The sequence below is a fragment of the Streptomyces sp. enrichment culture genome, assembly GCF_964272855.1.
Lineage (GTDB): Bacteria > Actinomycetota > Actinomycetes > Streptomycetales > Streptomycetaceae > Streptomyces.
Genome location: NZ_OZ186847.1, coordinates 2457378 through 2478901 on the forward strand (window position 1 = coordinate 2457378; position 21524 = coordinate 2478901).

The window sequence follows — 21524 nt, forward strand, 5'->3', positions numbered from 1 at the left end:
GTGCCGGTCATCGTAGCCGCACCCCGCCTGCCGCCACACCCTGTCACCGCGATGTCACTGTGCACATAGCAGAAACGAAAGCGGAGACCAGAAGGTTCCCAGAATCGCGTACGTCCACACGGCCTCCGCCACACCGGCTCAGCACAACCGCGTGAACACCTACACTTCCCGCCAGATCCGCACACACGCCCCGCGCACACCCTGCGCCGTGGTCACTCGCCGCGCATCCACTGATCCATCACCGTCAGCAGATGATCAGGATCGACCGGCTTGGTGACATAGTCGGACGCACCCGACTCGATCGCCTTCTCCCGGTCACCCTTCATCGCCTTCGCGGTCAGCGCGATGATCGGCAGCCCCGCGAACTGCGGCATCCGGCGAATCGCGGTGGTCGTCGCATACCCGTCCATCTCGGGCATCATGATGTCCATCAGGACCACGGCCACATCGTCGTGCTGCTCCAGGACCTCGATGCCCTCCCGGCCGTTCTCGGCGTAGAGCACCGACAGGCCGTGCTGCTCCAGGACGCTGGTCAGCGCGAACACGTTGCGGATGTCGTCGTCGACGATCAGCACCTTCTGCCCGCCGAACCGGATCCCGCGATGCGCCCGCTGCTCCCCCTCCTGCTCCACGGGCGACCACTGCTCCGGCGCCCCGAGCTGGTGCTCGGAGACGGAGCTGGCCCGGCGCCGGCGCCGGAAGAGCGCCGCAGCGCCGTTCTGCGTCTCGCGGTACGACTTCACCTCGGCCGGCGTCTCGATCGGCACCTCGGACGGCGCCGGCTCCAGGGCGAGCGGCTCACCGGCCGACACCGCGGGCATCGCCTGCGGGTAGCCGTGCGGCGGCAGCTCCCCCGGGTGCAGCGGCAGGTACAGCGTGAACGTCGAGCCGCGCCCCGGCTCGCTCTGCGCGTGGATCTCACCGCCGAGCAACTGCGCGATCTCCCGCGAGATGGACAGCCCGAGGCCCGTACCGCCGTACTTGCGGCTCGTCGTGCCGTCCGCCTGCTTGAACGCCTCGAAGATCACCCGCATCTTGCTCGCCGCGATCCCGATCCCGGTGTCCGTCACCGAGAACGCGATCAGCTGCGCCTCCGGGTCGGTCAGCGAACCGGCCTCCAGCAGCTGCTCCCGGATCGCCTGCGGAACGTCGTCCCGCGCGGGCCGGATCACCAGCTCCACCGAGCCGGAGTCGGTGAACTTCACCGCGTTCGACAGCAGGTTGCGCAGCACCTGCAGCAGCCGCTGCTCGTCGGTGTGCAGCGTCGCCGGCAGCTCCGGAGACACCCGTACCGACAGATCCAGGCCCTTCTCCGCGGTCAGCGGCCGGAACGTGGCCTCCACGTAGTCGACGAGCTGGACGAGCGCGATCCGGGTCGGCGACACGTCCATCTTGCCCGCCTCGACCTTCGACAGGTCCAGGATGTCGTTGATCAGCTGGAGCAGATCGGAGCCGGCCCCGTGGATCGTCTCGGCGAACTCGACCTGCTTCGGCGTCAGATTGCCGTCGGCGTTGTCGGCGAGCAGCTTGGCAAGGATCAGCAGCGAGTTGAGCGGCGTGCGCAGCTCGTGCGACATGTTCGCCAGGAACTCGCTCTTGTAGCGCATCGACACGGCGAGCTGCTCGGCGCGCTCCTCCAGGACCTGCCGGGCCTCCTCGATCTCGGTGTTCTTCACCTCGATGTCCCGGTTCTGCCGGGCCAGCAGCTCGGCCTTCTCCTCCAGTTCGGCGTTGGACGCCTGGAGGGCCTTCTGCCGGTTCTCCAACTCCGCGGAACGCTCGCGCAGTTGCTCGGTCAGCTCCTGCGACTGCTTCAGCAGCACCTCCGTCTTGGTGTTGACGGAGATGGTGTTGACGCTGGTCGCGATCATCTCGGCGATCTGGTTCAGGAAGTCCTTCTGGATCTGCGTGAACGGCGTGAACGAGGCCAGCTCGATGACCCCGAGCACCGTGCCCTCGAACAGCACCGGCAGCACGATCACCTGCGCGGGCGGCGCCTCACCGAGCCCGGAGGAGATCTTCAGGTAGCCGCTGGGCGCGTTCTCGACCAGGATCGTCCGCTTCTCCATGGCGGCCGTGCCGACCAGCGCCTCACCCGGCCGGAACGACGTCGGCATGGAGCCCATCGAGTAGCCGTACGAACCGAGCATCCGCAGCTCGTACTGGTCGCCGTTGTCGCCGCCCAGGTCCGTGTCGTCGGCGAGCGGCAGCGCCAGGAAGAACGCGCCGTGCTGCGCGGACACCACCGGCGTCAGCTCGCTCATGATCAGCGACGCCACGTCGTCGAGGTCCCGGCGGCCCTGCATCAGCGCGGAGATCCGGGCCAGGTTGCCCTTGAGCCAGTCCTGCTCCTTGTTGGCGATCGTGGTGTCGCGCAGGTTGGCGATCATCTTGTTGATGTAGTCCTGAAGCTCCTGGATCTCGCCCGAGGCGTCCACGTCGATCTTCAGGTTCAGGTCGCCGCGGGTCACCGCGGTCGCCACCCGCGCGATGGCCCGCACCTGCCGGGTCAGGTTCCCGGCCATCTCGTTCACGGACTCGGTCAGGTCCCGCCAGGTGCCGTCCACGTCCCGCACCCGGGCCTGACCGCCCAGCTGCCCCTCGGTGCCCACCTCGCGGGCCACGCGGGTGACCTCCTCCGCGAAGGAGGACAGCTGGTCGACCATCGTGTTGATGGTCGTCTTCAGCTCCAGGATCTCGCCGCGCGCGTCGATGTCGATCTTCTTGGTGAGGTCACCCTTGGCGATGGCGGTGGTCACCATGGCGATGTTCCGCACCTGACCGGTCAGGTTGGACGCCATCTGGTTCACCGACTCGGTGAGGTCCTTCCACGTACCCGCCACACCGGGCACGTGCGCCTGCCCGCCGAGGATGCCGTCCGTACCCACCTCACGGGCCACCTTGGTGACCTGCTCGGCGAACGAACTCAGCGTCTTCACCATGGTGTTGAAGGTGTCGGCGAGCTGCGCCACCTCACCGCGCGCCTCGATCGTCACCGTCCGCGTCAGATCACCGTTGGCGACCGCCGCCGCGACCTGGGAGATGTTCCGCACCTGCATGGTCAGGTTCTTGGCCATCAGGTTGACGTTGTCGCTCAGGTCCTCCCAGATGCCCGTGACACCCGGCACGTGCGCCTGGCCTCCCAGGATGCCCTCGGTGCCCACCTCACGGGCCACCCGGGTCACCTGCTCCGCGAACGAGGACAGCTGGTCCACCATCGTGTTGACGGTCGTCACCAGCTCCAGGATCTCGCCCTTGGCGTCGACGGTGATCTTCTTCGACAGATCGCCCTTGGCGACCGCGGTGGTGACGTCGGCGATGGAACGCACCTGCACGGTCAGGTTGTTCGCCATGAAGTTCACCGACTGGGTGAGGTCCTTCCAGGTGCCGGCGACGCCCTGCACCTCGGCCTGCCCGCCCAGCTTGCCCTCGGTGCCCACCTCACGGGCGACCCTGGTGACCTCCTCGGCGAACGACGACAGCTGGTCCACCATCGTGTTCAGGGTGTTCTTCAGCTCCAGGATCTCGCCCCGCGCGTCCACGGTGATCTTCTGCGACAGGTCACCGCGCGCCACCGCGGTGGCGACCTGCGCGATCTGCCGCACCTGGGCCGTCAGATTCCCGGCCATGCCATTCACCGAATCGGTCAGGTCACGCCACACACCGGCGACGCCGGGCACCTGCGCCTGACCGCCCAGCCGGCCCTCCGTACCCACCTCGCGGGCCACCCGGGTCACCTGGTCGGCGAACGCGGAGAGCTGGTCGACCATCGTGTTGATGGTGTTCTTCAGCTCCAGGATCTCGCCCCGCGCGTCGACCGTGATCTTCTGCGACAGGTCACCGCGTGCCACCGCCGTCGTCACCTGCGCGATCTGCCGCACCTGAGCGGTCAGGTTCCCGGCCATGCCGTTGACCGAGTCGGTCAGCTCCTTCCACGTCCCCGACACACCCGGCACCTGCGCCTGGCCACCGAGCCGGCCCTCCGTACCCACCTCCCGGGCCATCCGCGTGACCTGGTCGGCGAACGACGACAGCTGATCCACCATCGTGTTCACGGTGTTCTTCAGCTGGAGCATCTCGCCGGAGACGTCGACCGTGACCTTCTGCGACAGGTCACCGTTGGCCACCGCCGTCGTGACCTGCGCGATGTTCCTCACCTGTCCGGTCAGATTCCGGAACGCGGTGTTGACGGAGTCCGTCAGGTCCTTCCACGTCCCCGCCGCGCCCGGCACCTGCGCCTGACCGCCCAGCTCGCCCTCGTCACCGATCTCCCGCGCGACCCGCGTGACCTCGGAACCGAACGCGGACAGCTGGTCGACCATCCCGTTGACGGTGTTCTTCAGCTCCAGCATCTCGCCGGCCACGTCCACCGTGACCTTCTGCGAAAGATCACCGTTGGCCACCGCCGTCGTCACCGCGGCGATGTCCCGCACCTGGGTCGTCAGGTTCCGGAACACGGTGTTGACCGAGTCCGTCAGGTCCTTCCACGTGCCCGCCGCACCCGGCACGTTCGCCTGGCCGCCGAGCCGTCCCTCCCCGCCGACCTCGTTGGCCACCCGCGTGACCTCGTCCGCAAAGATCCGCAGCGTCTCGGTCATCTGGTTGATGGTCTCGGCGAGCTGCGCCACCTCACCACGCGCCTGCACCGTCACCTTGCGCGACAGGTCACCGCTGGCGACCGCGGTCGTCACCTCCGCGATGCCCCGCACCTGGGCGGTGAGATTCCCGGCCATGGTGTTCACCGAATCGGTGAGTTCCTTCCACACGCCGGCCACCCCGGGCACCTGGGCCTGACCGCCCAGCTCACCCTCCGTGCCCACCTCACGCGCGACCCGCGTCACCTCGGAGGAGAACGCCGAGAGCTGGTCCACCATCGTGTTGACGGTTTCCTTCAGCTCCAGCATCTCGCCGGCCACGTCCACCGTGACCTTGCGGGACAGATCGCCCTTGGCGACCGCCGTCGTCACCAGCGCGATGTCCCGCACCTGGGCCGTCAGCCGGTGCGCCATCGTGTTGACGGACTCCGTCAAGCCCTTCCACGAACCCGACATCCCGCGCAGCCGCGCCTGCCCGCCCAGCTTGCCCTCGGTGCCCACCTCGCTGGCCACGCGCGTGACCTCGTCGGTGAACGTCGACAGCTGGTCGACCAGGTTGTTCACGGTCCGCCCGACCTTCAGGAACTCCCCGCGCAGCGGGTGTCCGCTCCCGTCGGACGCGTGCGTCCGCAGGTCCATCCGCGGCGACAGATCACCGTCGGCCACCGCCGACAGCACCCGGCCGACCTCGGACACCGGCCATACGAGATCGTCCACCAGGGCGTTCGAGGCATCGATCGCCGACGCCCACGACCCCTCGCAGGCCCCCGTCTCCAGCCGCTCCGTGAGCTTGCCCTCCCGGCCGACCACCCGCCGGACCCGCGACAGCTCACCCGTCAGATGGAGATTTCGGTCGGCCACCTCGTTGAAGACCGCCGCGATCTCCGCCATCACGCCGTCCCCGGACACCGTGAGCCGCTTGCGGAAGTTCCCGTCGCGCATGGACACAAGCGCCGCCAGCAGCCGGTTCAGGGCAGCCGTGTCCACCTCGGTGGTGCCGTTCGGCGCCGCACGCCGCTTGCCCAGGGACGGTCCGCCTTTCGCGCGCGTCTTCGTGCCCCGCGTCGCTGCGCCAGACTCCACTGTGTCCCTCCCGCAGGGATCGACCGTTTACTGCTGTGCTCTCGGGTCCTGCTGCTGTCACCGCTCGGCGTACCGGTAGCCCGAACGAGATTCCGCCACGTCGCACCAGCCCGTACCAAGGGCTGCTGCCCACCCTGAACGGAAGCCACTCGGCCTGCCCGAACCTCAGACAGAAGCCTGCCCAGTGTTTCACCCCGGCCGAACCAGGCCATAACAGTTCGGCAGCTTCGCACACCGTCCGCACACCCTCCGGGCGGAAACACCGCGGACCGGCATCCGTACGGACGGCGAAGGTAAGTAACCTTGCATCCGGCTGTCCAGCCGCGCCGGTCCGTCCGGCCTGGGCGGTGGCACGAGAACGAGCGGGCATCGGAGGGGCGGCCGCACACATGACCACCGGACTGATCCCCGGGGAGCAGCCCCCGGACCCCCTGCCGGCCGGCGGCCTGCCGCCTCAGACCCGGCAGGAGCCGGAGGGCGGCGAGGCCCGGCACGACGAAAGCAGGTCGAGGAGCTCCGTGATCACCGCGCGCGCGGCTGCCAGCTTCGAGCCCGTGGGGCGCTCGGTCGCGTCCGCCCGCTCCTTCGTGCGGGACACCCTCCAGGGCTGGGGCTACGCCGACATCGTCGACGACGCCGTGGTGCTCACCAGCGAGCTGGTCACCAACGCCGTCGTCCACGCCGGCACCGCCGCGGACGTGCTGTGCCTGCGCACCGAGGCAGGCGTGCGCATCGAGGTCTCCGACCGCTACCCGGAGCGGGAGGTCCCCCTCCAGAGCGCCGCCGTCAACATGGGCAGCCCCGACCGCGAGGGCGGCCGCGGCCTCCAGCTGTGCGCGGCCCTCGCCGGCCGCTGGGGCGTCGAGTACACGCCCACCCACAAGAACGTCTGGTTCCAGCTGGCCCTCCCCGAACGCCCGGTCGGCACCCGGGCCGCGGGGCCCTCCCTCCCGGCCGACCTCCTGCCGCTCGCCGACGGCCGCGTCCGTGTCGCCGTCATCCAGATCGACCGCACCGGCGCCATCACCGCCTGGAACGAGGACGCCGAGGAACTCTTCGGCTACCAGGCCGACCTCGTCACCGGCAAACCCCTCACCGACCTCGCCGCCTGGCCGCACACCCCCGGCATCAGCACCGGCATCGCCGAAGCCCTACAACTCTCCCGCTGGGAGGGCAGCTACGGCATCCGCGACGCCGGCGGCCGGGTCGTCCCCGTGTACGCCTCCCACCTCCGCGTCCGCGACACCGCCGGCGAACCCTCGACGGTCTGCCTCCTCGTACGGGACCACGAACGCGCCGTCCTCCAGACGCCGATGCGCCTCGTCGCCCCCGACGCACCCCCCGCCGCCGAGGGCCAGAGCACCGACCCGTTCGAGGTCTTCATCGGCTCCCCGGCCCCGGACGACCTGGACGGCCTCCTCCAGCGCACGGTGGAACGCGCCCGCGACATGCTCGACGGCGACTCCGCGTTCCTCCTGCTCGCCACCGACGACGAGACCGAACTGGAGGTCCGCGCCTCCACCGGCCTGCCCTCCGCCCGCCAGCGCTTCGCCCGCGTCCCCGTCGAGGCGGGCCCCGGCCGCTACGGCTCCGCCCGCATGCCCGCGGTCCACGACGACCTCACGGCCGTACCCGGCGCCGTGCCGCTGCTGAACGGCACCGGCATGCGCTCGGTCGTCACCGTCCCGCTCAAGGTCGAGGGCCGCCTCACCGGCTCCCTCGGCGTCGCCGCGGAGGCCCCCGGCCGCTACAGCAACGAGGAGGCCCTTCGCCTCCAGTTCGCGGCGGACCGCATCGCCCTGGCCGTCGAATCCGCCCGCCTCGGCGAGCTGGAGCGCCTTCGCCGAGGCTCGCTGAGCTTCCTCGTCGAGGCCTCCGACCTCCTCGCCGGCACCCTGGACCGCGACCAGACACTGGCGCTCATGGCCCAGATGACGGTCCCCACCCTGGCCACCTGGTGCGCCGTCTACACGATCGCCGACCAGGCCTCGGAACCGTATCTGTCGTACGTGCTGCACGAGGACGAGGAACTCATCGACGGCATCAAGTCGTTGCTCTCGAAGGTCCCCCCGCCCGACCCGGTCCCCACCCCCGGCGCCCGCGTCTGGTCCGCGCCCGCGCAGACCGCCCACCAGGCGGCGCTGCGCACCTCGATGCGCAGCCTCGGCCTCGGCGAGCCGGCCACGGTCAGCTCCGGCATCGGCACCACCCTCGCCACCGCCTCCGCGGTCGGCGGCGAGACGGTCGTCCTGCCGCTGGTCGCCCGCAACCGCGTCATCGGCATGCTGACCCTCGGCAAGCCCACCGACGAACACTTCCGCCAGGAGATCCTGGAACTCGCCGAGGACCTCTCCCGCCGGGCCGCCCTGGCCCTGGACAACGCCCGCCTCTACTCCGAGCGCACGGCCATCAGCCAGTCCCTCCAGCGCAGCCTCCTCCCGCCGGAGCTGCCCACGATCGACGGCGTCGAAGTCGAGGTCATCTACCGCGCGGCCGGCGAGGGCAACGAGGTCGGCGGCGACTTCTACGACCTGTTCCCCATCCGCGACGGCGCCTACGGCTTCGCCATCGGCGACGTCTGCGGTACGGGCCCGAACGCGGCGGCCGTCACCGGCCTCGCCCGGCACGCGCTACGACTGCTCGCCCGCGAGGGCCTCAGCGGCCCCGCCGTCCTCCAGCGCCTGAACTCCGCCATCCTCGACGAGGGCGCCCGCAGCCGCTTCCTGACCCTTCTGTACGGCGAGATGCGCCCCCAGGAGGACGGCAGCGCGGAACTGAAGGTGGTCTGCGCCGGACACCCGCTCCCCCTCCGGCTGCGCCAGGACGGCACGGTCGAGGCCGCCGCCGAACCGCAGCCGCTCCTCGGTGTGCTGGAGGACCTGGAGCTCTACGAGCAGACGGTCACCCTCGACCCGGGCGACGTCCTCCTGTGCGTCACGGACGGCGTCACCGAACGCCGCGAGGGCACCCGCATGCTCGGCGACGACGGCCTCGCCGACGTCCTCACCACCTGCACCGGCCTCACGGCGGGTGCGGTGGCGGCCCGCATCATGCGCGCCGTGGAGCGTTTCGCGTCCGACGCGCCCTCCGACGACATGGCGATTCTGGCGATGCGGGTCCCGGGCCTGCAGAACAGCTGAGGAGCCGGTCCGGAAACAGCGAAAAGGCCCCCGCCCGAAAGGGCGGAGGCCTTTTTTCTGAGCCCCCAAACGGAATCGAACCGTTGACCTTCTCCTTACCATGGAGACGCTCTGCCGACTGAGCTATAGGGGCCTGTCGCTTTCCGAGGTTTCCCTCGCGGCAACGGAATAGATCATACCCCGAACAGACCCGTGTTCCAAAACCGATCAGAAGGCGGGTTGCAGCAGCCCTCCGAGCGCGTTGCAGGCGGACACGATCCGCTGCATCTCCCGCTTCGTCAACGAGGCGTCGACCGGCAGCGCCAGCGTTTCGTCCGCGGCCCGCTCGGTCTCCGGCAACGACACACACTGCCGGAACCCCGGCAGCCGGTGCACAGGCGTCTTCACCGGCACCCGGCAGTCAACACCCCTGGCCCGGACGGCCCGTGCGAAGGCGTCCCGGTCCGGCCGCCCGTTCCCCGGCACCCTCACGACGTACTGCTGATAGGTGTGCCCGACCCCGCCCTCGGGGGTACGCACGCCCTTCAGCCGCGCGTCGAGATACCCGGCTCGCTGCCGCCGCTGAGCTATCTCGTCGTACGGGGCCTCGGACTCCCCTTGTTCCAGCACCAGCAGCCCGTGCCGCTGCCCCACGGCACGCAGCCCGGCCACGTCGGCCGGCCGCCCGAAGCGATGCACGCCAACCACGGCCACGGTCCGAGAAGTTACGGACGCCTCGACCGCGGTCGGATCGAGGCAGTACGTCGCCGGATCTATGTCGGCGAACACCGGGAGCGCACCGGCCAGGGTCACCGCTTCGGCGACTTCGACGTTCCCGAAGGCCGGTACGACGACCTCGTCACCGACTCCGACGCCGGCGGCCCTGAGCATTGCAGCAGTACCCATGCTTCGGATGGTGGTTGCGACACGTGAACTTCAAGTGACGCGGAACAAAAAAGGGTTGGACCCCGAACCGAAGTTCAGGATCCAACCCTTTGAAGAATTGTTCGGCGGCGTCCTACTCTCCCACAGGGTCCCCCCTGCAGTACCATCGGCGCTGTGAGGCTTAGCTTCCGGGTTCGGAATGTAACCGGGCGTTTCCCTCACGCTATGACCACCGAAACACTATGAAACTGACAACCGGAGCCGCAACACATCGGCTACGACGGCTGTTCGTGGTTTCAGAACCAACACAGTGGACGCGAGCAACTGAGGACAAGCCCTCGGCCTATTAGTACCGGTCAACTCCACCAGTTACCTGGCTTCCATATCCGGCCTATCAACCCAGTCGTCTACTGGGAGCCTTACCCCATCAAGTGGGTGGGAGTCCTCATCTCGAAGCAGGCTTCCCGCTTAGATGCTTTCAGCGGTTATCCCTCCCGAACGTAGCCAACCAGCCATGCCCTTGGCAGAACAACTGGCACACCAGAGGTTCGTCCGTCCCGGTCCTCTCGTACTAGGGACAGCCCTTCTCAAGACTCCTACGCGCACAGCGGATAGGGACCGAACTGTCTCACGACGTTCTAAACCCAGCTCGCGTACCGCTTTAATGGGCGAACAGCCCAACCCTTGGGACCGACTCCAGCCCCAGGATGCGACGAGCCGACATCGAGGTGCCAAACCATCCCGTCGATATGGACTCTTGGGGAAGATCAGCCTGTTATCCCCGGGGTACCTTTTATCCGTTGAGCGACGGCGCTTCCACAAGCCACCGCCGGATCACTAGTCCCGACTTTCGTCCCTGCTCGACCCGTCGGTCTCACAGTCAAGCTCCCTTGTGCACTTACACTCAACACCTGATTGCCAACCAGGCTGAGGGAACCTTTGGGCGCCTCCGTTACCCTTTAGGAGGCAACCGCCCCAGTTAAACTACCCATCAGACACTGTCCCTGATCCGGATCACGGACCCAGGTTAGACATCCAGCACGACCAGAGTGGTATTTCAACGACGACTCCACGAACACTGGCGTGCCCGCTTCAAAGTCTCCCACCTATCCTACACAAGCCGAACCGAACACCAATATCAAACTGTAGTAAAGGTCCCGGGGTCTTTCCGTCCTGCTGCGCGAAACGAGCATCTTTACTCGTAGTGCAATTTCACCGGGCCTATGGTTGAGACAGTCGAGAAGTCGTTACGCCATTCGTGCAGGTCGGAACTTACCCGACAAGGAATTTCGCTACCTTAGGATGGTTATAGTTACCACCGCCGTTTACTGGCGCTTAAGTTCTCAGCTTCGCCAGGACGAATCCTAGCTAACCGGTCCCCTTAACGTTCCAGCACCGGGCAGGCGTCAGTCCGTATACATCGCCTTACGGCTTCGCACGGACCTGTGTTTTTAGTAAACAGTCGCTTCTCGCTGGTCTCTGCGGCCACCCCCAGCTCACCGAGTAAATCGGATCACCGGGTGTGGCCCCCCTTCTCCCGAAGTTACGGGGGCATTTTGCCGAGTTCCTTAACCATAGTTCACCCGAACGCCTCGGTATTCTCTACCTGACCACCTGAGTCGGTTTAGGGTACGGGCCGCCATGAAACTCGCTAGAGGCTTTTCTCGACAGCATAGGATCATCCACTTCACCACAATCGGCTCGGCATCAGGTCTCACCCTGCATGAGTGGCGGATTTGCCTACCACTCGGGCTACACCCTTACCCCGGGACAACCACCGCCCGGGATGGACTACCTTCCTGCGTCACCCCATCACTCACCTACTACCAACTTGGGTCAGCGGCTCCACCACTCCCCCTCACTCCGAAGAGATCAGGGGCGGCTTCACGGCCTTAGCATCACTGGATTCGATGTTTGACGCTTCACAGCGGGTACCGGAATATCAACCGGTTATCCATCGACTACGCCTGTCGGCCTCGCCTTAGGTCCCGACTTACCCTGGGCAGATCAGCTTGACCCAGGAACCCTTAGTCAATCGGCGCAAACGTTTCTCACGTTTGTATCGCTACTCATGCCTGCATTCTCACTCGTCAACCGTCCACGACTACCTTCCAGTGCCGCTTCACCCGGCAGACGACGCTCCCCTACCCATCACAGCACCCGTTGGGGCTATACGCTGCAATGACACGACTTCGGCGGTACGCTTGAGCCCCGCTACATTGTCGGCGCGGAATCACTAGACCAGTGAGCTATTACGCACTCTTTCAAGGGTGGCTGCTTCTAAGCCAACCTCCTGGTTGTCTGTGCGACTCCACATCCTTTCCCACTTAGCGTACGCTTAGGGGCCTTAGTCGATGCTCTGGGCTGTTTCCCTCTCGACCATGGAGCTTATCCCCCACAGTCTCACTGCCGCGCTCTCACTTACCGGCATTCGGAGTTTGGCTAAGGTCAGTAACCCGGTAGGGCCCATCGCCTATCCAGTGCTCTACCTCCGGCAAGAAACACACGACGCTGCACCTAAATGCATTTCGGGGAGAACCAGCTATCACGGAGTTTGATTGGCCTTTCACCCCTAACCACAGGTCATCCCCCAGGTTTTCAACCCTGGTGGGTTCGGTCCTCCACGAAGTCTTACCTCCGCTTCAACCTGCCCATGGCTAGATCACTCCGCTTCGGGTCTTGAGCGTGCTACTACAGCGCCCTATTCGGACTCGCTTTCGCTACGGCTACCCCACCCGGGTTAACCTCGCAACACACCGCAAACTCGCAGGCTCATTCTTCAAAAGGCACGCAGTCACGAGAAGCACCGAAGTGCTTCCGACGCTCCCACGGCTTGTAGGCACACGGTTTCAGGTACTATTTCACTCCCCTCCCGGGGTACTTTTCACCATTCCCTCACGGTACTATCCGCTATCGGTCACCAGGGAATATTTAGGCTTAGCGGGTGGTCCCGCCAGATTCACACGGGATTTCTCGGGCCCCGTGCTACTTGGGTGTCTCTCAAACGAGCCGCTGACGTTTCGACTACGGGGGTCTTACCCTCTACGCCGGACCTTTCGCATGTCCTTCGCCTACATCAACGGTTTCTGACTCGTCCTACGGCCGGCAGACCGTAGAAGAGAGATCCCACAACCCCGCATGCGCAACCCCTGCCGGGTCTCACACGCATACGGTTTGGCCTCATCCGGTTTCGCTCGCCACTACTCCCGGAATCACGGTTGTTTTCTCTTCCTGCGGGTACTGAGATGTTTCACTTCCCCGCGTTCCCTCCACTTGCCCTATGTGTTCAGGCAAGGGTGACAGCCCATGACGACTGCCGGGTTTCCCCATTCGGAAACCCCCGGATCAAAGCCTGGTTGACGACTCCCCGGGGACTATCGCGGCCTCCCACGTCCTTCATCGGTTCCTGGTGCCAAGGCATCCACCGTGCGCCCTTAAAAACTTGGCCACAGATGCTCGCGTCCACTGTGCAGTTCTCAAACAACGACCAGCCACCCATCACCCCGAGCCATCAAGACTCAAGTTCACTGGGGCCGGCGATCCGAAGACAGACCATGCGGCCGTGCCCTCAGACACCCAACAGCGTGCCCGACACGATCAGTTGACCAGATCAGCGTTCCACGCCCCGAGGGGCAGTACTAGCGCCTGGTCCATCCTGGACCGTGCCGAGTAGTCAACGTTCCACCCATGAGCAACCAGCATCAGACGTTCGCTGATGTACTGGCCTCTGAACCAGGCAAGCCCGGTTGAGAAGTGCTCCTTAGAAAGGAGGTGATCCAGCCGCACCTTCCGGTACGGCTACCTTGTTACGACTTCGTCCCAATCGCCAGTCCCACCTTCGACAGCTCCCTCCCACAAGGGGTTGGGCCACCGGCTTCGGGTGTTACCGACTTTCGTGACGTGACGGGCGGTGTGTACAAGGCCCGGGAACGTATTCACCGCAGCAATGCTGATCTGCGATTACTAGCGACTCCGACTTCATGGGGTCGAGTTGCAGACCCCAATCCGAACTGAGACCGGCTTTTTGAGATTCGCTCCACCTCGCGGTATCGCAGCTCATTGTACCGGCCATTGTAGCACGTGTGCAGCCCAAGACATAAGGGGCATGATGACTTGACGTCGTCCCCACCTTCCTCCGAGTTGACCCCGGCGGTCTCCCGTGAGTCCCCAGCACCACAAGGGCCTGCTGGCAACACGGGACAAGGGTTGCGCTCGTTGCGGGACTTAACCCAACATCTCACGACACGAGCTGACGACAGCCATGCACCACCTGTACACCGACCACAAGGGGGCACCCATCTCTGAGTGTTTCCGGTGTATGTCAAGCCTTGGTAAGGTTCTTCGCGTTGCGTCGAATTAAGCCACATGCTCCGCCGCTTGTGCGGGCCCCCGTCAATTCCTTTGAGTTTTAGCCTTGCGGCCGTACTCCCCAGGCGGGGCACTTAATGCGTTAGCTGCGGCACGGACAACGTGGAATGTTGCCCACACCTAGTGCCCACCGTTTACGGCGTGGACTACCAGGGTATCTAATCCTGTTCGCTCCCCACGCTTTCGCTCCTCAGCGTCAGTATCGGCCCAGAGATCCGCCTTCGCCACCGGTGTTCCTCCTGATATCTGCGCATTTCACCGCTACACCAGGAATTCCGATCTCCCCTACCGAACTCTAGCCTGCCCGTATCGAATGCAGACCCGGGGTTAAGCCCCGGGCTTTCACATCCGACGCGACAAGCCGCCTACGAGCTCTTTACGCCCAATAATTCCGGACAACGCTTGCGCCCTACGTATTACCGCGGCTGCTGGCACGTAGTTAGCCGGCGCTTCTTCTGCAGGTACCGTCACTTTCGCTTCTTCCCTGCTGAAAGAGGTTTACAACCCGAAGGCCGTCATCCCTCACGCGGCGTCGCTGCATCAGGCTTGCGCCCATTGTGCAATATTCCCCACTGCTGCCTCCCGTAGGAGTCTGGGCCGTGTCTCAGTCCCAGTGTGGCCGGTCGCCCTCTCAGGCCGGCTACCCGTCGTCGCCTTGGTGAGCCGTTACCTCACCAACAAGCTGATAGGCCGCGGGCTCATCCTGCACCGCCGGAGCTTTCGATCATCAAAGATGCCCAAGATGATCAGTATCCGGTATTAGACCCCGTTTCCAGGGCTTGTCCCAGAGTGCAGGGCAGATTGCCCACGTGTTACTCACCCGTTCGCCACTAATCCCCTCCCGAAGGAGGTTCATCGTTCGACTTGCATGTGTTAAGCACGCCGCCAGCGTTCGTCCTGAGCCAGGATCAAACTCTCCGTGAATGTTTACCGGTAATCCGGTGCAACACATCACGAGAGCGGTGCGAGAGGAGGAATAGTCCTCTCGCACACAGCGTCCTCGCTGTGTTTTTTCAAAGGAACCTCGTCCCAGCGGATGCTGGAGACGGGGTATCAACATATCTGGCGTTGACTTTTGGCACGCTGTTGAGTTCTCAAGGAACGGTCGCTTCCTTTGTACTCACCCTCTCGGGCTTTCCTCCGGGCGCTTCCCTTCGGTCTTGCGTTTCCGACTCTATCAGATCTTTTCTCGATCCGATTTCCTCGGTGCTTTCCAGGTTCCCGCTCTCGCGTTTCCCTTTCCGGCGCTTCCGACTTTATCAGAGTTTCTGAGTCGGATTTCCCGCCCCCTTGAGGGGACTGGTTCCGGCGCACGAGGCGGCCGGGTTCCCTCCGGGGCAGGGCCGTAAACGTACTGGAGCGGAGCGCCCCGATGCAAATCGAGGTGCCCCGCTCCGAGTTCGCGCGGACGACCAGGCGTCCGGCGGGTCAGACCTCCACGACGACCGGGAGGATCATCGGCCTGCGCCGATAGGAGTCCGAGACCCACTTGCCCAGCGTCCGGCGGATGAGTTGCTGCAGTTGGTGGGGCTCGACCACGCCGTCCTGAGCCGAGCGCTCCAGGACTTCCGTGATCTTCGGGAGGACCGCGTCGAAGGCGGAGTCCTCGATGCCTGAACCGCGCGCCTGGACGTGCGGGCCGCCGGTGATCTTGCCGGTGGAGGAGTCCACGACGACGAAGACCGAGATGATGCCCTCCTCGCCGAGGATCTTCCGGTCCTTCAGCGCCGGCTCGCCCACGTCGCCGACCGAGAGGCCGTCGACGTAGACGTATCCCGCCTGGACCTTGCCGGAGATCTTGGCCTTGCCCTCGATGAGGTCGACGGCCACGCCGTCCTCGGCGATGACGATGCGGTCGTGCGGGACGCCGGTCATGGCGCCCAGTTCGGCGTTGGCGCGCAGGTGGCGCCATTCGCCGTGGACCGGCATCAGGTTCTTCGGGCGGCAGATGTTGTAGAAGTACAGCAGCTCGCCCGCGGACGCGTGGCCGGAAACGTGCACCTTGGCGTTGCCCTTGTGGACGACGTTCGCGCCCCAGCGGGTCAGGCCGTTGATCACGCGGTAGACCGCGTTCTCGTTGCCGGGGATCAGCGACGACGCCAGGATCACCGTGTCGCCGTGGACGATGCGGATCTGGTGGTCCCGGTTCGCCATCCTGGACAGGGCGGCCATCGGTTCGCCCTGGGATCCCGTGCAGACCAGGACCACCTCGTGGTCCGGGAGGTCGTCGAGTGTCTTGACATCCACGACGAGGCCCGGGGGGACCCGCAGGTAGCCGAGGTCACGGGCGATACCCATGTTGCGGACCATGGAGCGGCCGACGAAGGCGACCCGGCGGCCGTACTCGTGCGCGGCGTCCAGGATCTGCTGGATGCGGTGGACGTGGCTGGCGAAGCTGGCCACGATGATCCGCTTGCGGGCGCCCGCGAAGACCTGGCGCAGCACGTTGGAGATGTCCCGCTCGTGCGGCGTGAAGCCGGGGACCTCGGCGTTGGTGGAATCGGTGAGAAGGAGGTCGATGCCCTCCTCGCTCAGCCGCGCGAACGCGTGCAGGTCGGTGAGGCGGTTGTCCAGCGGGAGCTGGTCCATCTTGAAGTCGCCCGTGTGGACCGCCATGCCGGCGGGGGTGCGGATGGCTACCGCCAGGGCGTCCGGGATGGAGTGGTTGACCGCGATGAACTCGCAGTCGAACGGGCCGATGCGCTCGCGATGCCCCTCCGCCACCTCGAGGGTGTACGGGCGGATGCGGTGCTCCTGGAGCTTGGCCTCGATCAGGGCCAGGGTCAGCTTGGAGCCGATCAGCGGGATGTCCGGCTTCTCGCGAAGGAGGAACGGGACGGCGCCGATGTGATCCTCGTGGCCGTGGGTGAGGACGATGCCCTCGATGTCGTCGAGGCGGTCCCGGATGGACGAGAAGTCCGGGAGGATCAGGTCGATGCCGGGCTGCTCCTCCTCGGGGAAGAGCACGCCGCAGTCGACGATCAGCAGGCGGCCGCCGTACTCGAAGACCGTCATGTTTCGGCCGATCTCGCCGAGACCGCCGAGCGGAGTGACGCGCAGGCCGCCCTCGGGCAGCGGCGGGGGCGGGCCGAGTTCAGGATGCGGATGACTCAAAAGACTCTCCTCAACCACGCGCGCCACGTACCGGTCGGGCACGTGGCGCGCGTGACGTTCGTGCAGAAGCAGTTGTCGTTGTGGGGTGCAGGCACCGGTGGCCCGCGCTATTCAGTTGTGGAGCTTGTTGCTGCGAAGCGTCTGCTCCGCGAAGTCTGATGTCAGAGTTGTACCCCGCCGGCAGCAAGATCGATCTTGAGCTGCTCGATCTCCTGGGGCGTGAGTTCGACCATCGGGGGGCGCAGCGGTCCGCCGGGCAGGCCCTGGAGGGTGAGTGCGGCCTTGGTGGTCATGACGCCCTGGGTGCGGAACATGCCGGTGTAGACCGGGAGCAGCTTCTGGTGGATCTCGGTCGCCTTCTGGACGTCGCCGGAGACGTAGGCGTCGACGAGGGCGCGCAGGTCCGGGGTGACCACGTGGCCGACGACGGAGACGAAGCCGACCGCGCCCACGGAGAGCAGCGGGAGGTTCAGCATGTCGTCGCCGGAGTACCAGGCGAGGCCGGACTGGGCGATGGCCCAGCTGGCGCGGCCGAGGTCGCCCTTGGCGTCCTTGTTGGCGACGATCCGCGGGTGCTCGGCGAGCCGGACCAGGGTCTCGGTGTTGATCGGGACGCCGCTGCGGCCGGGGATGTCGTAGAGCATGACCGGCAGCCCGGTGGCGTCGGCGACGGCCTTGAAGTGCCGGTACAGGCCCTCCTGAGGGGGCTTGTTGTAGTACGGCGTGACGACGAGGAGGCCGTGGGCGCCGGTCTTCTCGGCGGCGCGGGCCAGCTCGATGCTGTGGTGGGTGTCGTTGGTGCCGACGCCGGCCACGATGTGGGCCCGGTCGCCGACGGCCTCCAGGACCGCTCGTACGAGGTCCGATTTCTCCGCGTCGCTGGTGGTGGGGGACTCGCCGGTGGTGCCGTTGATGATCAGGCCGTCGTTGCCTGCGTCCACCAGGTGCGTGGCGAGCCGCTGCGCGCCGTCGAGGTCGAGTGCGCCGTCCGCCGTGAAGGGCGTGACCATGGCGGTGAGGACCCGCCCGAAGGGGGTCTGCGGAGTGGAGGTCGGAGCCATGGGTTACACGCTACTCGTTGCTCAAGGCGCGGTCTGCCCTCGGGGGGCGGGATAAGTCCTGACATATGCGGAGCCCGGCACTGCCTGCTCGGGGGTTCAAGCAGTGCCGGGTCCGTTTGATCAGGCTAGATGAACTTCTCTAAATGCCGCAATACGGACACTTCATGCGGCTGACCGTTACGGCGCCACACGTCCGTTCGCATTGAAGGCGGCGTAGGTGAGCGGCATGAGCCTGGCCCACTCGGCCTCCATCCGCTCACCGACCATCTCGATCTCGCGCTGCGGGAACGACGGGACCTTGGCCAGCTCGTGCTGGGTGCGCAGGCCGAGGAAGTGCATCAGCGAGCGGGCGTTGCAGGTGGCGTACATCGAGGAGAACAGGCCGACCGGGAGCACCGAGCGGGCGACCTCGCGGGCGACGCCGGCGGCCAGCATCTCCTGGTAGGCCTCGTAGGCCTGCCGGTAGGAGTCCTCCATGACGCGGCCGACCAGTTCCTGCTGGGCCTGGGTGCCCTCGACGAACCGGTACTTGCCGGGGCGGCCCTCCTGGACCAGCTTGCGGGACTCGTCCGGGACGTAGAAGACCGGCTGGAGCTCCCGGTAGCGGCCGCTCTCCTCGTTGTACGACCAGCCCACGCGGTGCCGCATGAACTCGCGGAAGACAAAGATCGGGGCGCTGATGAAGAACGTCATCGAGTTGTGCTCGAAGGGGCTGCCGTGCCGGTCCCGCATCAGGTAGTTGATCAGGCCCTTGGAGCGCTCCGGGTCCTTGTCCAGCTCGTCCAGGGACTGCTCGCCGATGGTCGAGACGCGGGCGGCGAAGAGCACGTCGGCGTCGGATGCGGTGTGCTTGACCAGTTCGACGGTCACATCACTGCGGAAGCTGGGCTTGAGGTCGTCGGCGGGGGTGTCGGTCACGGCTCGGAGGGTTCCCTTCCATCACTTCTCGGGCGGCGCCCACTCTACGGCCCGCCACTGACAACGGGGCGTTCGGTGCCGGGTCGCGACATTCGCCTGTGAACTTGGTGAAACAGGGCACCTTCCGGGGCACTCGCGCGTCTGTACCAGAGACAGCCATCCGCACGAACCCCCCAGAGGAGGATGTACTTCCCATGTTCCGTCGGCGCGAGCCCGTACCGTTCGCCTTCGTCGCCGAAGCCGACAGGTTCCGCAGCAATGTCACTCCCCCACCCCGTGAGCGGGCGTCCCTCGGTGAGATAGCCGGGCGCTGGCTGATGGGGCTCACGATCGTCGCCGCGCTGGTGGGGTCGCTGGTGGTGGGGATGCCGGCGCTGGAGCTGGATCAGTCGTCCACGCCGGCCCAGCAGTCCCAGGCGTCCGACGGGCGCTGAGTCCCCACTGCCCCGGACGGGCCCCCTAGGGTGGTGAGTCGGGACACAGGTCGATAACCTCACCGGGCACAGCCCACGCCTGGATCGAGTGAGGATTCGCCGTGCCCCTGCCCTTTCTGACGGCCGACCGGGCCCTCGACGCGGCGGACGACGTCGCGCTGCCGTTCGACGACCGTGACCGCTGGCGGCGGCCCTACCGGCCCGGTCCCTGGCGGGTGGGCGCGGCCGCCGTCTGGCTGCTGCTCGCCTCGTACGTGCTGTTCGCGGCGGTCATCATCGCCCTGACGGGCACGCCGGCCGCCGCCGGCGCGGTGCTTGGCGTCGCACTGGTGGTGATCGCCGTGGCGCTGCGGCTGCTGCGCATGGGCGTGTGGGTGAGCGCGCGCGGTCTGCGGCAGGTGGGCTTCCTCGTCACGCGCACGGTGCCCTGGAACCAGGTCTCGGCGGTACGGACGGCGCAGCAGCCGGTGCGCTGGCTGGGACTGCCGCGCACGGTCCAGGGGCAGGCCCTGACCCTCGTACGCGGGGACCGGCCTGCGGCGCATGTGACGCCGCTGATGACCACGCACAACGCCGATTTCCTGGCGCGCGTGGAGGCGTTCGACCGGGCGGCGGACACGGTGGAGGCGTGGGCTGCGGAGTACCGGCACGGCTGAGCCCGGTTCCCGGTCGGTGGATGTGCGAAGGGGCCGGTCCCGCGGAGATCGCGGGCCGGCCCCTTCGCGTACGGCTCAGGCCTGGACGGGCTTGCCGTCGTGCAGGGCGATCGCGCGTTGCATGGCCTTGCGGGCCCGCGGGGTGTCGCGGGCGTCGTGGTAGGCGACGGCGAGGCGGAACCAGGCGCGCCAGTCGTCCGGGGCCGCCTCGGTCTCGGCCCGGCGCCTTGCGAAGACCTCGTCGGCGGAGTCGCGGTCGATCCGGCCGCTGGGCATGCGCTTCAGCTCGTCGACGGGCAGGCCGCCCTCGGCGTCGAGTTCCGCGGCGAGGGCGTTGGCCCGGCGGACGAACTGGGTGTTCTTCCACAGGAACCACAGCCCGATGACCGGCAGGATCAGCACCGCGACCCCGAGGGTCACGGTGAGGAGCGTGCCGGCCTGGATGAGCATGACGCCACGGCTGCCGACCAGGAGGAAGTAGAAGACCAGGACGGCGGCCGTGACGGCGTAGGACAGCTTGGCTCGCATGGCTCGGGTCAGCCCAGGTCCAGGAAGTTTTCCAGGCCGAACGTCAGCCCCGGGGTGGTCACCACGCGGCGGGCGCCCAGCAGGATGCCCGGCATGAAGCTGCTGTGGTGCAGCGAGTCGTGCCGGATGGTGAGGGTCTCGCCCTCGCCGCCGAGCAGCACCTCCTGGTGGGCCAGCAGGCCGCGCAGGCGGACCGCGTGGACGGGGACGCCGTCGACGTCCGCGCCGCGCGCGCCGTCCAGGGCCGTGGCGGTGGCGTCCGGGGCCGGGGCGGTGCCGGCCGCGCGGCGGGCCTCGGCGATGAGCTGGGCGGTGCGCGTGGCGGTGCCGGACGGGGCGTCAACCTTGTTCGGGTGGTGGAGTTCGACGACCTCGACCGACTCGAAGTACGGCGCGGCGATCTGCGCGAACTTCATGGTCAGCACGGCCCCGATGGAGAAGTTGGGCGCGATGAGCACACCGGTCTCCGGGGACTCGGCCAGCCAGCCCCTGAGCCGCGCGAGGCGCTCGTCGTTCCAGCCCGTCGTACCGACGACGGCGTGGATGCCGTGCCGTACGCAGAACTCGAGGTTGTCCATCACCGAGTCCGGCGTGGTGAGTTCGACGGCGACCTGGGCGCCGGTCTCGGTCAGCGTCTCCAGCTTGTCGCCGCGGCCGAGGGCTGCCACCAGCTCCACGTCCTCGGCGGCCTGGACCGCCCGCACCGCCTCGGAGCCGATCCGGCCCTTGGCGCCGAGGACCGCCACGCGCAGCTTGCTCATGT

The 21524-nt window shown here is 66.7% G+C and carries 10 protein-coding genes, 1 tRNA gene and 3 rRNA genes; 3 read left to right on the forward strand and 11 right to left on the reverse strand.

Annotated features, from left to right (window positions below; translation table 11 throughout):
- Positions 1-212: 212 nt before the first annotated feature.
- A complete protein-coding gene (locus tag ACSU6L_RS10175) occupies positions 213-5678 on the reverse strand; it encodes a HAMP domain-containing protein (protein ID WP_437055686.1) in 5466 nt (1821 codons plus the stop codon).
- Between the two features lie 389 nt (positions 5679-6067).
- Here ACSU6L_RS10175 and ACSU6L_RS10180 point away from each other — a divergent pair, with 389 nt between their 5' ends.
- Entirely contained in the window at positions 6068-8818 is a 2751-nt protein-coding gene (locus tag ACSU6L_RS10180) for a SpoIIE family protein phosphatase (RefSeq protein WP_437055687.1), read from the forward strand.
- Positions 8819-8878: 60 nt separating this feature from the next.
- On the opposite strand, the gene ACSU6L_RS10185 is transcribed toward ACSU6L_RS10180, so the two are convergent.
- The 8 genes from ACSU6L_RS10185 to thyX form a co-directional block, all read right to left on the reverse strand.
- A tRNA-Thr gene (locus ACSU6L_RS10185) sits at positions 8879-8951 on the reverse strand.
- 74 nt (positions 8952-9025) lie between these two features.
- The gene (locus tag ACSU6L_RS10190; RefSeq protein WP_437064830.1) at positions 9026-9688 is read right to left on the reverse strand and encodes a DegT/DnrJ/EryC1/StrS family aminotransferase; all 663 of its coding nucleotides are present in this window, start codon (positions 9686-9688) and stop codon (positions 9026-9028) included.
- 114 nt (positions 9689-9802) lie between these two features.
- Positions 9803-9919, reverse strand: a 5S ribosomal RNA gene (gene rrf / locus ACSU6L_RS10195).
- Positions 9920-10008: 89 nt separating this feature from the next.
- Positions 10009-13130: ribosomal RNA gene (locus ACSU6L_RS10200) — 23S ribosomal RNA — on the reverse strand.
- Positions 13131-13446: 316 nt separating this feature from the next.
- Positions 13447-14974 (reverse strand): 16S ribosomal RNA (locus ACSU6L_RS10205).
- Together the 16S, 23S and 5S rRNA genes form the textbook arrangement of a ribosomal RNA operon.
- 504 nt (positions 14975-15478) lie before the next feature.
- Positions 15479-17164 carry a ribonuclease J gene (locus tag ACSU6L_RS10210; protein WP_437055689.1) on the reverse strand — a complete coding sequence of 562 codons (1686 nt, stop codon included), beginning with the start codon at positions 17162-17164 and terminating at the stop codon, positions 15479-15481.
- A 161-nt stretch (positions 17165-17325) separates the two neighbouring features.
- The gene (gene dapA, locus ACSU6L_RS10215) at positions 17326-18225 is read right to left on the reverse strand and encodes a 4-hydroxy-tetrahydrodipicolinate synthase (protein ID WP_437055691.1); all 900 of its coding nucleotides are present in this window, start codon (positions 18223-18225) and stop codon (positions 17326-17328) included.
- A gap of 177 nt (positions 18226-18402) precedes the next feature.
- On the reverse strand, positions 18403-19143 hold the full coding sequence (thyX, locus tag ACSU6L_RS10220; protein ID WP_437055693.1) for an FAD-dependent thymidylate synthase: 741 nt from the start codon (positions 19141-19143) through the stop codon (positions 18403-18405).
- A gap of 194 nt (positions 19144-19337) precedes the next feature.
- Here thyX and ACSU6L_RS10225 point away from each other — a divergent pair, with 194 nt between their 5' ends.
- Positions 19338-19577, forward strand: a complete 240-nt coding sequence (locus tag ACSU6L_RS10225; protein WP_437055695.1) for a hypothetical protein — start codon at positions 19338-19340, stop codon at positions 19575-19577.
- A gap of 101 nt (positions 19578-19678) precedes the next feature.
- Positions 19679-20233: a hypothetical protein gene (locus tag ACSU6L_RS10230; RefSeq protein ID WP_437055697.1), complete on the forward strand. Its 555-nt coding sequence runs from the start codon at positions 19679-19681 to the stop codon at positions 20231-20233.
- 75 nt (positions 20234-20308) lie between these two features.
- Here the strand turns inward: ACSU6L_RS10230 and ACSU6L_RS10235 are convergent, their stop codons facing one another.
- On the reverse strand, positions 20309-20761 hold the full coding sequence (locus ACSU6L_RS10235) for a tetratricopeptide repeat protein (RefSeq protein WP_073941268.1): 453 nt from the start codon (positions 20759-20761) through the stop codon (positions 20309-20311).
- Between the two features lie 8 nt (positions 20762-20769).
- Positions 20770-21522: a 4-hydroxy-tetrahydrodipicolinate reductase gene (dapB, locus tag ACSU6L_RS10240; RefSeq protein ID WP_437055699.1), complete on the reverse strand. Its 753-nt coding sequence runs from the start codon at positions 21520-21522 to the stop codon at positions 20770-20772.
- Positions 21523-21524 lie beyond the last annotated feature (2 nt).

Coding starts and splice junctions, on each gene's coding strand:
- ACSU6L_RS10180 (WP_437055687.1), top strand. CDS start 6,068: ATGACCACCGGACTGATCCCCGGGGAGCAGCCCCCGGACCCCCTGCCG.
- ACSU6L_RS10190 (WP_437064830.1), bottom strand. CDS start 9,688: ATGCTCAGGGCCGCCGGCGTCGGAGTCGGTGACGAGGTCGTCGTACCG.
- dapA (WP_437055691.1), bottom strand. CDS start 18,225: ATGGCTCCGACCTCCACTCCGCAGACCCCCTTCGGGCGGGTCCTCACC.
- ACSU6L_RS10225 (WP_437055695.1), top strand. CDS start 19,338: ATGTTCCGTCGGCGCGAGCCCGTACCGTTCGCCTTCGTCGCCGAAGCC.
- ACSU6L_RS10235 (WP_073941268.1), bottom strand. CDS start 20,761: ATGCGAGCCAAGCTGTCCTACGCCGTCACGGCCGCCGTCCTGGTCTTC.
- dapB (WP_437055699.1), bottom strand. CDS start 21,522: ATGAGCAAGCTGCGCGTGGCGGTCCTCGGCGCCAAGGGCCGGATCGGC.